This window comes from Streptomyces sp. CBMA156, assembly GCF_014596515.1.
Taxonomy (GTDB): Bacteria; Actinomycetota; Actinomycetes; order Streptomycetales; family Streptomycetaceae; genus Kitasatospora.
Genome location: NZ_MSJQ01000257.1, coordinates 1 through 13,340, shown reverse-complemented (window position 1 = coordinate 13,340; position 13,340 = coordinate 1). Strand labels below are relative to the sequence as shown.

General features: G+C 75.5%; 12 protein-coding genes. 9 read left to right on the top strand and 3 right to left on the bottom strand.

The window, feature by feature from the left end; translation table 11 throughout:
* The first annotated feature begins 244 nt into the window (after positions 1-244).
* The 7 genes from BU198_RS21580 (at position 245) to BU198_RS21550 (ending at position 6,447) form a co-directional block, all read left to right on the top strand.
* Positions 245-928: a phosphoribosyltransferase gene (locus tag BU198_RS21580; RefSeq protein WP_188298513.1), complete on the top strand. Its 684-nt coding sequence runs from the start codon at positions 245-247 to the stop codon at positions 926-928.
* A 79-nt stretch (positions 929-1,007) separates the two neighbouring features.
* Positions 1,008-1,565: a GNAT family N-acetyltransferase gene (locus tag BU198_RS21575; protein WP_188298512.1), complete on the top strand. Its 558-nt coding sequence runs from the start codon at positions 1,008-1,010 to the stop codon at positions 1,563-1,565.
* Between the two features lie 305 nt (positions 1,566-1,870).
* Positions 1,871-2,320, top strand: a complete 450-nt coding sequence (locus tag BU198_RS21570; protein WP_188298511.1) for a hypothetical protein — start codon at positions 1,871-1,873, stop codon at positions 2,318-2,320.
* Between the two features lie 129 nt (positions 2,321-2,449).
* On the top strand, positions 2,450-2,878 hold the full coding sequence (locus BU198_RS21565) for a hypothetical protein (protein WP_188298510.1): 429 nt from the start codon (positions 2,450-2,452) through the stop codon (positions 2,876-2,878).
* A 60-nt stretch (positions 2,879-2,938) separates the two neighbouring features.
* Positions 2,939-4,030 carry a PLP-dependent cysteine synthase family protein gene (locus BU198_RS21560; RefSeq protein ID WP_188298509.1) on the top strand — a complete coding sequence of 364 codons (1,092 nt, stop codon included), beginning with the start codon at positions 2,939-2,941 and terminating at the stop codon, positions 4,028-4,030.
* Positions 4,031-4,080: 50 nt separating this feature from the next.
* Complete coding sequence (locus BU198_RS21555; RefSeq protein ID WP_223244737.1) at positions 4,081-5,310, top strand: MFS transporter; 1,230 nt, start codon at positions 4,081-4,083, stop codon at positions 5,308-5,310.
* Positions 5,311-5,562: 252 nt separating this feature from the next.
* Complete coding sequence (locus BU198_RS21550) at positions 5,563-6,447, top strand: S1 family peptidase (protein ID WP_188298507.1); 885 nt, start codon at positions 5,563-5,565, stop codon at positions 6,445-6,447.
* A 72-nt stretch (positions 6,448-6,519) separates the two neighbouring features.
* Here BU198_RS21550 and BU198_RS21545 read toward each other — a convergent pair whose 3' ends face one another.
* The gene (locus BU198_RS21545; protein WP_188298506.1) at positions 6,520-9,732 is read right to left on the bottom strand and encodes a cytochrome P450; all 3,213 of its coding nucleotides are present in this window, start codon (positions 9,730-9,732) and stop codon (positions 6,520-6,522) included.
* 172 nt (positions 9,733-9,904) lie between these two features.
* Between BU198_RS21545 and BU198_RS21540 the strand changes: the two genes are divergently transcribed.
* A complete protein-coding gene (locus tag BU198_RS21540) occupies positions 9,905-10,588 on the top strand; it encodes a helix-turn-helix transcriptional regulator (protein ID WP_188298505.1) in 684 nt (227 codons plus the stop codon).
* 50 nt (positions 10,589-10,638) lie between these two features.
* Here BU198_RS21540 and BU198_RS21535 read toward each other — a convergent pair whose 3' ends face one another.
* A complete protein-coding gene (locus tag BU198_RS21535; RefSeq protein ID WP_188298504.1) occupies positions 10,639-11,451 on the bottom strand; it encodes an SAM-dependent methyltransferase in 813 nt (270 codons plus the stop codon).
* 54 nt (positions 11,452-11,505) lie between these two features.
* On the opposite strand from BU198_RS21535, the gene BU198_RS21530 reads away from it, so the two are divergent.
* Complete coding sequence (locus tag BU198_RS21530) at positions 11,506-11,919, top strand: MarR family transcriptional regulator (protein WP_188298503.1); 414 nt, start codon at positions 11,506-11,508, stop codon at positions 11,917-11,919.
* A 46-nt stretch (positions 11,920-11,965) separates the two neighbouring features.
* Here the strand turns inward: BU198_RS21530 and BU198_RS21525 are convergent, their stop codons facing one another.
* The gene (locus BU198_RS21525) at positions 11,966-13,234 is read right to left on the bottom strand and encodes a hypothetical protein (protein ID WP_188298502.1); all 1,269 of its coding nucleotides are present in this window, start codon (positions 13,232-13,234) and stop codon (positions 11,966-11,968) included.
* Between the last annotated feature and the right edge of the window lie 106 nt (positions 13,235-13,340).

Here is a 13,340-nt window from a genome sequence, read left to right as displayed (position 1 = left end):
CGCCGCGTCACACCCTCCGGCCGGGGTCCGCCGGGCGGCACGCGCCGGATCACGCCCCGGGTCGTTCCCAGGCTCGCGCCCCCGTTCCCCTGGCTCACGCCCCTGCTCACGCCCCGGACGTTAGAGCCCGCCACGACGGGGAAGGCGCCGTGGTGGCGGGGCCGGGCGGGTGCTGCCCGCCGCTCCGGCCCTCGGCCCCGTCCCCGCCGGGGCGTTCGAACACATGGAGGACAAGGACAGGCCCGTGAGATTCCTCGACCGCAGCGCCGCCGGACACCAACTGGCCCGCAGGCTCGTCCCGCTGCTGGACGGGCGGACCGGCGCCGGGGTGGTGGTCCTCGGCCTCGCTCCCGGCGGGCTCCCGGTGGCCGCCGAGGTCGCCGAGGCCCTGGGCGCCCCGCTCGACGCCACGGTGGTCCGCGCGCTGGCCGTGCCCGGCCACGACCGCCCGGTGGGCGCGATCGCCGACGGCGACCCGCCGCTGTTCGACCGGTACACCCTGAAGAGCCTCGGCGTCACCTCGGCCGAGCTGGGCGCGAGCGTGAAACGGGAACGGGTCGAGGTCCGCCGCCGCGAGGCGCTCTACCGCCAGGGCCGGACCAGGCTCCCGCTGAACGGGCGCACCGCCGTCCTCGTCTCCGACGGCCTGACCGACGTCCTGACCACCCGGGCGGCCCTCCACGCCCTCGCCGCCGACCTCCCCGAGCACCTGATCCTCGCGGCACCGATCGGCGACGCCCGGGTCGCGGCCGACCTGCGCCGGGACGTGGACCAGGTGGTCTGCCTCCACCTGCCCCGCTACGCGCACGCCGCCGGCCCCTGGTACGGGGAGTTCCACGACGTCACCGACCGCGAGGCGGCCGTCCTGCTGCGCCGGTACGCCCCGGCCGAGCAGCCCCGGGCCGGCCACCCTGCGGGGCGGAGCTGACGCGGCGGAGCTGACGCGGCCCGGGGCCCGCCGGCAAAACCCGTTGCCCGGTGAGGGGTGTACGGACCATCCTCCCGTCATGGACCTTCCCCCGCACGTCATCGCCCTGGACGGACTGACCCTGCGCCGTTTCGCCGCCGAGTCGGACCTGCCCGAGTTCTTCGCCGTCATCGAGGAGTCGCTGGAGCACCTGCGGCCCTGGATGCCCTGGGTCGCCGAGCACAGTCACGCCAAGACCGCCGAGTTCCTCGGCAGCCGCGCCGAACTCTGGGCGAAGGGGCGGGACTTCACGTACGCGATCATGCGGGGCGGCGCGATCGTCGGGGCCTGCGGGCTGTTCCGGCGCGAGGACACCCCGGACGACGTCCGGGAGATCGGCTACTGGCTGCACCCCGCCGCGACCGGGCACGGTCTGGCCACCAGAACGGCGCGGGCCCTGGCCGACGAGGCCTTCCGGCTTCCCGGGGTGGCCTGGGTCGAGATCGTGCACGACCCGGCGAACCGGGCCAGCGGCGCCGTCCCGGCCCGTCTCGGCTTCACCGAGCGCCTGCGCCGCCCGGCCGAGGCGCTCGCCCCGGCCGAGACCGGCGAGGAGCTGGTGTGGCGGCTGGCCAGGGAGCACGCCCCGGCTGCGTGAGCCCACCCTGGTGACCCCGGCGGTCCGCAGCCGTGGGGGAGGCGTGCGAACCGCCGGGTGCGCCGGCCGGACGGGACGATCCGGCGGCGCGGCGGGAGCGGGCGCGCCCGGAGCACCTCGGGCTCCGGGCCCCGTCGTGGTCCCTCACCCACGACGTCGCGCGTTCACTCCCTCACGCAGGAGACCCTCCCCGTCCGCACCGATAACACTTTCTTTCGATTCCGCCGCTCGTCGGACAGTTGACGATTCATCACTTCGATGGAGACGTGCTGTGGCGGAGCGGGAAGTCGGGCTAGGATCACGACATGGTCACCGCCCGGTCGCCGTTGCGTACACGACGCGCCCACCCCCGAGGGGTGGCGGCGCGACTGTTCTGGCTGGGCGCCCTGCTGATCGCCGTGTTCACGGCGCACGGGTTCGGCGCGGAGAACGGCGCCGGGCACATCGATCCGATCCGGATCGTCTTCTCCGCCCAGACTCCGGCGGCGGGCGACACCGCACCGCCCTCGCGCCACCAGGAGAACCACCCGGAGCACGGCCAGGAGCACGACGAGGACGCCGATCACCCCGGCGGCGACTGCCTGTCCGGGAAGCCCGAGGACGGGCCGGGCGCCGAGACCACCTGGCCGGCCGTCACCGTGCTGCCCGCCACCGGGGAAGCCGCGCCGGCGCCCGGTCCTGCGGGCCCGCCGGCCGGATCCGCCGAGGCCGGAACACCCGAACTCCCGCACCGGATCGCCAATCTGAGGGTCTAGACCGGCCCGGGCCGCGCCCTGCCACGCCCCGCCCACGCGGCGGTGCGTGCCGGCGACCGCCGCCCGTATCCGCTCCTTCCGACCGTCACCGATCCGCTGCCGCCCCGTGCGGCCGCGCGGAGTCCCGTCATGCCCGTCAGGCTCCTGGCCGCGCTCCTGCTCGGCCTGTTCTCCCTGCTGCCCGCCGGCTGCGCACCGCAGCACCTCGGCGCCCATCAGCCCCACTCCCCCGCGGCGACCGCCCGGGCCACGACCCCGCCCGAGTCCGCGTACACGACCCCCTCCGCGCCCGCGTTCACGTTCGCGCACGGGCCGGACGGTGTCCCCGCCGACGCCTCGGAGCGCTCCTGCCCGGAGGAGGAGGACACCGCGCCCGGGCACCGGGCGCTGCGGTCCCCCGCCGTGCCCGTCCCCTCCTGCACCCTGCCTCCGGTCACCGCCCCCGGCGTCGACCGGGCGCAGCCGCCCGCGGACCGCCCGGCGGCCCCCGTCGTGCGCGCCGCCCGTACCCCCGGGCCGAGAGGCCCCCTGCTGGTCACCGGTCGGTGGCGGATATAGCGGCTCGGCGTCCGTCCGAGCTGCCGAACGTTCCGCCAACCTCCCGACCGGAGACGAGACATGACGTCCCTCACCCATCGCACCGACGACCACCCGGCCCTCGGCGGCCTGGTCGGCAACACCCCGGTCCTGCGGATCGGCGAGCCGCTCGCCCCGGCGGGCCGCGGCTTCTGGGCCAAGCTGGAGGGCTTCAACCCCGGCGGCCTCAAGGACCGCCCGGCCCTGCACATGGTCCAGCGGGCCCTGGACCGGGGCGAGTTGCGCCCGGGCGGCCGGATCGTGGAGTCCACCAGCGGCACGCTGGGCCTGGGGCTGGCGCTGGCCGGCATGGTGCACCGGCACCCGGTCACCCTGGTCACCGACCCGGGGCTGGAGCCGGCCATGACCAGGCTCCTCACCGCCTACGGCGCCGAGGTGGAGGCGGTCGCCAGCCCGCACCCCCGGGGCGGCTGGCAGCAGGCCCGGCGTGACCGGGTCGCCGAACTGCTGGCCCGCCACCCCGGCTCGTGGTGCCCCGACCAGTACAACAACCCCGACAACACCAGCGCCTACACCCCGCTGGCGCTCGAACTCGCCTCCCAGCTTGGCCACTTGGACGTTCTGGTGTGCAGCATCGGCACCGGCGGGCACTCGGCGGGCACCTCCCGGGTGCTGCGCCAGCTCTACCCGGGTCTGCGGGTCGTCGGGGTGGACACCGTCGGTTCCACCATCTTCGGCCAGCCCGCCCGCGCCCGGCTGATGCGCGGCCTCGGCTCCAGCATCCACCCGCGCAACGTCGCCTACGGCGCCTTCGACGAGGTCCACTGGGTCGCCCCGGACGAGGCCGTCTGGACCTGCCGCCGACTGGCCTCCTCGCACTACGCCACCGGCGGCTGGAGCGTCGACGCGGTCGCCCTGGTGGCCGGCTGGCTGGCCCGCACCCGGCCCGCGGGCACCCGGATCGCGGCGGTCTTCCCGGACGGGCCGCAGCGCTACCTCGGCACCGTCTACGACGACGAGTACTGCTCCGCGCACGGCCTGCTCGACCGGCCACCGGCGGACGGCCCGGACGAGCTCGCCCGGCCCGACGAGCGGGAGGTCACCCGCTGGACCCGCTGCGCCGAGGTGGTCGACCCGCTGACCCTCCCGAGCGCCGCCGGCGGTGCCGGGTGAGGGAGCTGACCGCCCAGTTCCGCGGCCACGAACGCAGCGTCCGGCTGCTGATGGTCAATCAGTTCACCATCAACCTGGGCTTCTACATGCTGATGCCCTACCTGGCCGCGCACCTGTCCGGCGGCCTCGGCCTGGCCGGCTGGACGGTCGGGCTGGTGCTCGGGGTGCGCAACTTCACCCAGCAGGGCATGTTCCTGGTCGGCGGCACGCTGGCCGACCGGTTCGGCTACAAGCCGCTGATCGTCGCGGGCTGCCTGCTGCGCACCGCCGGCTTCGCCGCGCTCGGCCTCTCCGCCTCGCTGCCCGCCCTGATCGCGGCCTCGGCGGCGACCGGGCTGGCCGGGGCGCTGTTCAACCCGGCCGTCCGGGCGTACCTGGCGCGCGACGCGGGCGAGCGGCGGGTCGCCGCGTTCGCGCTGTTCAACGTCTTCTACCAGGCGGGCATCCTGCTCGGCCCGCTGGTCGGCATGGCCCTGACCGCGGTGGACTTCCGCACCACCTGCCTGGTCGCGGCCGGGGTGTTCGCGGTGCTCGGCGCGGTCCAGATCCGCTCGCTGCCGACCCGCCGGGGCGACGGCCCCGCCGAGGTCCCGGAGCGCACCGGGGTCCTCACCCAGTGGCGCGGAGTGCTGGCCAACCGCCCGTTCCTGCTCTTCGCGGGCGCGATGACCGGCTCGTACGTGCTGTCCTTCCAGGTGTACCTGGCGCTGCCGCTGGAGGTCCGCCGGCTGGGCGGCGACGGAAGCGGCGGGACGGCAGCCACGGCGCTGCTGTTCGTGGTGTCCGGGCTGGGCACGATCCTGCTCCAGACCAGGGTCACCGCCTGGTGCCGGGACCGGATCGCGCCGGGCACCGCGCTGGTCGCGGGGGTCGCCGTGATGGGCGCGGCCTTCCTGCCGCTGCTCGCCGCCTCGGCCCTGCCCGTCCCGGCCGCGGGCCCCTGGCGCTGGGCACCGGCCGTCGGACCGCCGGCCCTGGCCGCGTTCCTGCTGGCCCTGGGCACGATGCTGGCCTACCCCTTCGAGATGGACACCGTCGTCCGGCTCTCCGGGGACCGACTGGTCGCCACCCACTACGGGCTCTACAACACCGTCTGCGGGGTCGGCATCACCCTCGGGAACCTGCTGACCGGCGCGGCCCTGGACGCCGCCCGCGCGGCCGGGCTCGCCGCGCTCCCCTGGCTCGCGCTGTGCGCCCTCGGAGTGATCTGCGCGCTGTCCCTGCACGCCCTCCACCGTGGCCGGCGACTGGCCGGGCCCGAGCCGGTGCCCGCCCGGTAGGGCCGCGGGCTCCGGCCGCCGGGAAGCCGCCGAACGGCGGATCCGCGGGCTCCCTCCCCGGCCCGCGGGTCCGCCGACACCCCCTCAGGAAGCTTGTACCGAACGGTCCGTTTCCTCATACTTCCGGTCAGTGTCTGTCAGGAGCAGATCATCCGCCGCGCTTCCGGAAAGCCCCGGCCGGACTCCGCCCACCGCCTGACCGCGCTTCACGGCCCCGACCCCCAGGGCCGCTCACCCCCCAGGAGGAGATCGGTGAGGACCACGCGCAGGACCCCCCGCACCGGCACCACACGCCACTTCCGCCTGCTCGCCGCGGCCCTCGGCCTGCTGACCGCCACCGCGGTCGCCGCGCCGGGCGCCGCCGCCGCTCCCACCCGCACCGCCCCGCCGGAGCAGTTGTCGGCGGTCAGCGAAGCCGTCCTGAACGCCGAGGTCGACGGCACCGCCTGGTACGTCGACGAGGCCGCTGGACGCGTCGTGGTGACCGCCGACAGCACCGTGTCCCCGGCGTCGATCGCCAAGCTGATGGGCGCCGCCGGGCCCGCCGCGTCCACCCTGGCCATCCACCGGGTCAGCGGCGTGTTCACCCCGCTGGTCGCCGCCGGCGACGCCATCTACGGCGGCCAGTACCGCTGCTCGCTCGGCTTCAACGTGGTGAGCGGCAGCACCCACTACTTCCTGACCGCCGGGCACTGCGGCAACGTGGCCTCCGACTGGTACACCGACGCCAACCACACCACCAGGATCGGGCCGACCGTCAGCACGACCTTCCCCGGCCACGACTACGCCCTGGTCCGCTACGACAACTCCGCACTCAGCCACCCCGGCGGCTTCACCTCCGCCCCGAACGCCTACGTCGGCGAGGCGGTGAAGCGCACCGGCTCGACCACCGGCACCCACGGCGGCTCCGTCACCGGGCTCAACGCCACCGTGCGCTACACCGGCGGCGGCACCGTCACCGGCCTGATCCAGACCAACGTCTGCGCCGAACAGGGCGACTCGGGCGGCCCGCTGTACGACGGCGCCAAGGCACTCGGCCTCACCTCGGGCGGCAGCGGCGACTGCACCTCGGGCGGGACGACCTTCTACCAGCCGGTGAACGCGGCACTCTCCGCGTACAACGTCAGCGTGTACTGACACCCAGCCGTCCGAGCCGTCGGCCCGCCGCACCGGTGCGGCGGGCCGACGGCCGTGTCCGGGGGCGACCGGTCAGCCCGCGTACACGTCCTCGACGTACCGCCCGGCCTCGATCAGGCCCTGGAGCCAGGCCCGCGCCCGCCGCTCGTCGGCCCCCGGCGTGTGCTCCCGGTACAGCGCCCGGAAGGCCGCCCTGACGCCAGGCGCCATCCTGGCCCCGTCGCCGCACACGTACACCTCGGCGCCCGCGTCCAGCAGCTCCCAGACCTCGGCCGCCTCCTCCGCGATCCGGTCCTGCACGAAGCGCCGCCCGTCCTGCGGACGCTCACTGAAGGCCGGCCGCATCGAGACCGCGCCGGCCGCATCGGCGGCCTCCAGCTCGCCGCGGTGCAGGTAGTCCGCGTCCGCGTCGTCACAGCCGAAGTAGAGCAGCGCCGGGGCGAGTTCGGCCCCCTCGGCGAGCAGCGCCCGGCGGTCCGCGACGGCTCCCCGGAAGGGCGCCAGGCCGGTCCCGGCCGCGATCATGACCACCGGCGTGCGGTGGCCGATCCGGAACGCCTCCCGGCACGGCTGGATCCGCGCCAGCACGGTGTCGCCGACGGCCACCCGGTCGAGGTGGCCGGAGCCGGTGCCGCGGAAGGTGCCCCGGCCCGAGCGGGCCGGACCGCTGAGCACCGAGACCATCAGCTCCACCTCGTCCGGACGGCCGGTGGGCGAGGAGGAGACCGAGTAGTGCCGCGGCCGGATCGGGGGCAGCAGCTCCAGCAGCACCGGCCAGGTGAGCCGCTCCTGGACCGCGGGGTGGTCCTCGACCAGGTCCAGCAGGGTGCGCGGGTCGTCCTCGGGCAGCGCCTCCAGCGCGGCCCGCTCGGGCGGGCAGGGGTTGAGCGCGGCCAGCGCGGCGCGCTGCCCTGCGCTCGGGCGGTCCTGCAACTCGACGTGCCGGGTGAGCAGTTCGCGCACCGTCAGCGGCCGGTCGACGGCCGGTCCGGTGCGCCGGTGCGCCACGATGCCCAGCACCGTCTCCGGATCCGCGCCGAACAGCTTGGCGGCGCGCTCGACCAGCACCGGGTCGTTGGCCGGCAGCACGGTCAGGTGGTCGGCGGTCCGGTAGCCGGTGCCCTCCGGCAGCGCGAGGCGGACCAGCCGCTTCACCCGGTGGTAGGCGGGGTCGGTCAGGCTGCCGACGGCGGTGACGGTCAGCTCGGCCATGTCGTGCCGGGCCGCCAGCGCGGCCAGCGGGCCGCCGGTCACCTCGGTCACCGAGTACGCCGCCTCCGGCTCCGACGCGGCCGGGGCGTCGGCGTCCCCGTACCGCGCCAGCAGGGCCTCGCGCAGCTCCTCGGTGAACTGCCGTACGGCGCCCGCCAGGTCGCCCGAGGCGTCGGCCTCGGCGCGGGCCAGCAGCCGGGTGCCGCCGAGCGCGGCGAGCCGGTCGTCGATCAGGGCGGGGACGCGCTGGTAGGTCGCGGCGTAGGTGCGGTCACCGATGCCGAGCACCGCGTACTCGACCCCGGCGGCCGGCCGGCCCGCCTCGGCCCCGTCGGCCCCCTGAGACTCCCAAGACTCCTGGGACTCCTGGAGCCGGCGGACGAAACGGGCCGCGTCGTCGGTCGGCTGCCCGTTGTACGAGGCGGCGGTGACCACCACCGGCCGGCCGGTGGGCAGCCCGTCCGCGTACGCGTCCAGCGGGGCGATCTCGGTCTCGCAGCCGAGGTCGGCGGCGGCCTCCGCGAGCTGCCGGCTGAACTCCCGGCAGGCCCCGTAGTTCGAGCCGTGCAGGAGCAGCAGTCCGGTCCCCCGGCGGACCCTCCCGGGACGCTCGGCCGGCACGCCGACCCGCCGCTCCACGGCCGCCGCCGCGGCGGAGACCGGGACGGGCGTGCGCCGGGCGAGGCCGAGGGTGAACCCGTCGGGCTTGATGGTGAGCGTCTGCTTGAGGCTCAGCCGGTAGTCGGCGTGGTCGATCAGCCGGTAGCGGTGGACCAGCATGCCCAGCAGCATGACGGCCTCGTGCAGCGCGAACTGTCGTCCGATGCAGGCGCGTTCGCCGGTGCCGAAGGGCTTGAAGGCGTGCGGGGAGCGGCCCTGCTCGCGCTCGGGGTCGAACCGGGACGGGTCGAACAGCTCCGGGTTGTCGCCCCACACCGGATCGCGGTGCAGCATCGGCGTGCTGACGAAGACCGTTTCCCCGGCGCGCAGCGGGATGCGGCCGCCGAGCAGGGTGTCCTCGCGCGCCTCCCGGCTGAACGCGGGCGCCGTCGGCCACAGCCGCAGCGCCTCGTTGAGCACCTGCCGGGTGTGGCGCAGCCGTCCGACGTCCTCGTAGCCGGGCTCGGGATCGGCCTGGTCGCCCCAGAGTCCGTCCACCTCCCGCTGCACCTGCCGCAGCACGGCCGGGTTCTTGACCAGGTAGTACAGCGCGAAGGAGAGCGCGCCGGAGGTGGTCTCGTGGCCGGCGATCAGGAAGGTGATCACCTGGTTGCGGATGTTCTCGGCGTCCAGCCGGCTGCCGTCCGAGGGGCGCACCGCGCCGAGCATCAGGCCGAGCAGGTCCTCGGCCGGGCCCTGGACGCCCTCTCCGGCGCGGGCGGCGATCACCTCGTCCACCACGGCGGCCAGGTAGTCGGCGTCGGCCCGGAAGGCGGCGTCGCGTTCGCGGTGGTCCGCCTCCGGGTCGCGGGTGAGCTGGGTCATCGCCCAGTCCAGGCAGCGCACCATCGCCTCGACGAAGGGGTGCGGCTCGTCCCGCTCGAAGGAGCCGAAGTCGAAGCCGAAGCCGGCCAGCCCGATGGTGTCCAGGGTCATCCGGGTCATGTCGCCGGGCACGTCCACCGGCAGCCCGGCGCCCTCCCTGCGGTCCCAGGAGGCGACCAGCCGGCGGGCCACCCGCAGCATCACCGGGTGGTAGGTGCGCATCGAGCCGAGCGCGAAGGCGGGCATCAGGATGTCGTGCGCCCTGGCCCAGTTGGGCTCGTCGTTGTAGGCGGTGAACAGGCCGTCCCCGGTGAACTGGCGGACGTTCTCCAGGCCGGGCCCGATCGACTTGGTGAACCGGGTCTCGTCGGCCAGTTCCTCGACCAGCTCCAGCCCGCTGACGATCAGGGCGTCCCGGCCGTGCAGCCGCTGGCAGAAGACCGGGCCGTGCTCTCTGGCCAGGTCCATGGTGCGCAGCATCGGGACGGCGACCGGCGGCGCGGACGAGATGTCCACCAGGGGGACGGCGCCGCGCCCGGCCCCGGCCACGTGCTCGCCCTCGGTCGTGCTCTCCACGGTCTCGGTCATCGGTGGGCCCCTCCCACGGCAGGAAACTTATCGCTTCCTCCACTCTGCGCCCACCGGGCGGAACCGCGGACCGCAGTCACTACATGATTGTGTAGTGCCGGGGGTGCCCGCGGACTTGCCCACGGACCGTCAGCTCTGGTGCGCGCGGGCGCCACGGGGAGGAGAACCACACATGCGGACGAACGAGGGCTGCGCGCCCGTACCCGACGGCGGCCGGGACGCCGCGGTGATCTGGCGCAACCGGGCGCTGCGGCTGCTGGACCACGTGCCGCTGCCGATCGTGGTGTGCGAGTTCGGCGGCCGGATCCTGATCGTCAACCGTGCGATGGCGGCCGAATTCGGCCGGTTGCCGGGCGAGTTGCACAACCGTAGGATTCTGGAGTTCTTCACCCTGTGGGACAGCGCCACGCTCCAGGCGCTCACCGAGGCCGTCCGGCTGCACCGCCGCTCGCGGTACCCGGCGCGGGTCTCCTGGACATCGGTCGGCGGGCGGGAGCGGCACGGCGAGATGACCGTCGACCTGGTCGGCGACACCCCGGAGCAGACCCCGAACCTGCTGATCTCGCTGCGCGCCGCCGAGCCCGCGAGCGAGGCCACGCCCGGCCCGCGGACCGAGGTCAGCCCGGTCGAGGCGCGGATCCTGGCCGCGGCGGCCCGGGGCGACACCACCGCGCAGATCGCCCGCGAGATCGGCGTCACCACGGACGGGGTCAACTACCACCTGGCGCGGCTCTCCCGCCGCTGGCGGGTCCCCAACCGCACCGCCCTGGTCGCCCGCGCCTACGCCACCGGCGTCCTGGTCGCCGGGACCTGGCCGCCCCAGCCGGCCCGACATGACGAATCGTCAGCTCGGTGACCGGGCAGGCCACTTATTGATCCCGGGCGGGCAGGCCTCCGGCAGCGGCGTCAGCCGGTCGGGCGCCGCCGCGCCTCGATGAACGCCGTCGTGGCCGACGGGTCCGGGAGCGAGCGCCCGTACGCCTCCCCGAGCCGCACCAGGGTGGTGACCTCCGTCGTCCAGCCGTGCCCGTCGAGCCAGCCGTCGGTGCCGGGCCCGAGCCCACCGCGCCACAGTGCAGTGAGGTGGGCCAGCTCCGGGTCGTGGGGCGTGCGGCTCACGTCGCGGCCCTGCTCCAGCAGCAGCCGGCTGCCCGGGGCGGCCAGCCCGGTCACCGTCGTGAGCAGAACGGCCGCCTCCTCGGCGGTCAGGTAGACCAGCAGTCCCTCGGCCAGCCAGGCCGAGGGGCGCGCCGGGTCGAAGCCCGCCGCGACCAGCCGGTCGGGCCACTGCCGGTCCCGCAGGTCGGCGGGCAGGGCGGTGCGTCCGGCGTGCGGCGTGGCGCCGAGCCCGTCCAGCACCTGCTGCTTGAAGGCCAGCACCGGGTCCAGGTCGAGTTCGAACACCCGGGTGCCGGCCGGCCAGTCCAGCCGGTACGCGCGGGTGTCCAGGCCCGCCGCCAGCAGCACCACCTGGTCGGCGCCGGCGTCGAGCAGCCGGTCGTCGTAGTGGCGGGTGCGCAGGATGCCGTGGGCGACCAGGGCCCTGCCGAGGCTGCTGCCCGTACCGGAGAAGTCGAGCGGCAGTCCGGCGGCGGTGACGAACGCGGCGGCGTACGGGTCGACGAAGAGCGGGGTGGGACGGGAGCTTTCGTAGGCCCGCACCCGGGCGACGGACAGGGCGGTGCGGGAGACCGGGCTGAACGGTTCTGAGGTCGTCATGCCAGGCAATCTACATCGCCACCGATGCATCAGTGAAGATGTATTCTGTCGGACATGGACGGCGTGCAACTCCTCAGACTCGGCAAGCGGTTGACCGAACTCGGCCGCGCCCTGATCATCGACCCGGCCTCCGAGCACCTCACCGCCGGCGAGATCGCCGTGATCGCCGACGTGTACCGCCACCCCGCCACCTCCGTCCAGGAGATCCGGGTCAGGACCGGCTTCGCCCAGAGCCACGTCTCGGTCTCCGTCGCCCGGCTGCGCGAACAGGGCCTGCTCGACGCCGCCCCCGACCCGGCCGACGGGCGGCGCACCCTGCTGACCGCCTCCGAGGTGGCCAGGCACGCCATCCGCTCACACGTCGCCCGGCCCGCCGAGCCGGTCATCGCCAAGGCCCTCCCGGACCCGGAGCAGGCCCGCCGGGTCACCGAACTGCTCGACGAGCTCGCCGGCCTGCTGCTGCCCTGACCCGCCCCCGGGCCGGTACGGACGGCGTGGCCGACGGCCGGACCGGTCAGCTCGCGAGGATCCCGGCCAGGCGGGCCGATTCCGTCCGGACCCGGCGGGGTGCGGCCGGTGCGGTCAGGGCGTCGAGTACGGGCAGGGTGGTGCGGATGCCTTCGGCCGCCGCGCACTCGGCGGCCAGCACCAGGGCGTCCGCCAGCCCGCGCCGGCCCGGCTCGGCGGCGAGCCCGGTGATCAGGGCCGCGAGCACCTCCCACACCGTCCGGCCCGCGCCGCCGCGCGCGCCTTCGGCCAGGACGGGAAGGACCCGGTTCGGCTTGGCCACGGACAGCTCCCAGAGCTGCGCGAGCCAGGCACCGAGCACCTCCGGCCGGAGCCGGCCGCGTGCGGTCATGGCGAGCACGGCGTCCAGTGCGGCGGTGCGGTGGTCCGCCCCGACGGCGGTCAGCCCATAGGCGAGCAGCAGGTGGCTCACCGGGCCGAACTCGCCCGGCAGCTCGGCGATCCGGGGCAGCAGGGGGTTGGTGCCCCCGGAGCCGCTCGTCGTGTCCGCCTGGAGCACCACGGCCGGCAGGCCGTGTGCGGCGACGGCCTCCGGGTGCCAGGGCGCCGCCCAGGGCAGGTGGGCCAGTTCGGTGGGCTGCGTCACGGCCACTCCGTTGAACCGGCCGGTCTCGGCCGGGTCGGGGAGGGTGTGGACCAGTCCGGTGACGCCGTCGGGTGCGGGCGCCCCGATGACGGCGCACGGGGCGATGCGCGGAAGGGTGGGCGGGGTGAAGCCGTTGTCGAGGCTCCGCTCGGGCATGGCCGGGGTCTGGACGTGGAACCGGTCGGGTGCCGGCGGCGCCGTGTCGGGAGGCAGGGCCCAACCGAGTGCGGCGGCGGTGGCGCGGACGGCCGCCAGCGCGTGCGGGGGCACCCGGAGGAGCGACTGGGCCAGGTCCGCGGGCCACGGGCGGGCGCCGGTGGCCCGGTAGGCCGCGAGCCGTTCGCCGAGCACGGCGGGGTCGATCGTGCCGTCGCCGGCGGTGGGGGTGGCGAGCAGCAGCGGCACCGGTGCGTCGGTGATCCGGCACGCCGCTTCGTTGGCGCGCACTGCGGGGATCACGGCTGGGGTGCGCAGGTAGAGCGGGTAACCGAGCAGGTCGGTCGCCTGCGCGGCGGACTCCCGGGGTCGGCCGGTCAGGGCGTCGAGCAGGCAGCCGAGTGCTCCGCCGATGCGTCGTGCCTCCCAGACCGGCACCGGGTGGTCGACGCGGCGGGCGGCGAGCGGGGCGAGGGCCGTCCGCAGCGCGGCCGGGTCGCGGTGGTGCTCCAAGGCGGAGCTGGTGGCGTTCGCGGACGCCGGGCGGACGGTGGACCGGACGGCACTGCTGGCCGGGCTGGTCCCGGTGGAGACGGAGGTGGTGGAGCAGAGCTGGCGG

Coding starts and splice junctions, on each gene's coding strand:
- BU198_RS21575 (WP_188298512.1), top strand. CDS start 1,008: ATGGACCTTCCCCCGCACGTCATCGCCCTGGACGGACTGACCCTGCGC.
- BU198_RS21570 (WP_188298511.1), top strand. CDS start 1,871: ATGGTCACCGCCCGGTCGCCGTTGCGTACACGACGCGCCCACCCCCGA.
- BU198_RS21565 (WP_188298510.1), top strand. CDS start 2,450: ATGCCCGTCAGGCTCCTGGCCGCGCTCCTGCTCGGCCTGTTCTCCCTG.
- BU198_RS21560 (WP_188298509.1), top strand. CDS start 2,939: ATGACGTCCCTCACCCATCGCACCGACGACCACCCGGCCCTCGGCGGC.
- BU198_RS21555 (WP_223244737.1), top strand. CDS start 4,081: ATGGTCAATCAGTTCACCATCAACCTGGGCTTCTACATGCTGATGCCC.
- BU198_RS21545 (WP_188298506.1), bottom strand. CDS start 9,732: ATGACCGAGACCGTGGAGAGCACGACCGAGGGCGAGCACGTGGCCGGG.
- BU198_RS21540 (WP_188298505.1), top strand. CDS start 9,905: ATGCGGACGAACGAGGGCTGCGCGCCCGTACCCGACGGCGGCCGGGAC.
- BU198_RS21535 (WP_188298504.1), bottom strand. CDS start 11,451: ATGACGACCTCAGAACCGTTCAGCCCGGTCTCCCGCACCGCCCTGTCC.
- BU198_RS21530 (WP_188298503.1), top strand. CDS start 11,506: ATGGACGGCGTGCAACTCCTCAGACTCGGCAAGCGGTTGACCGAACTC.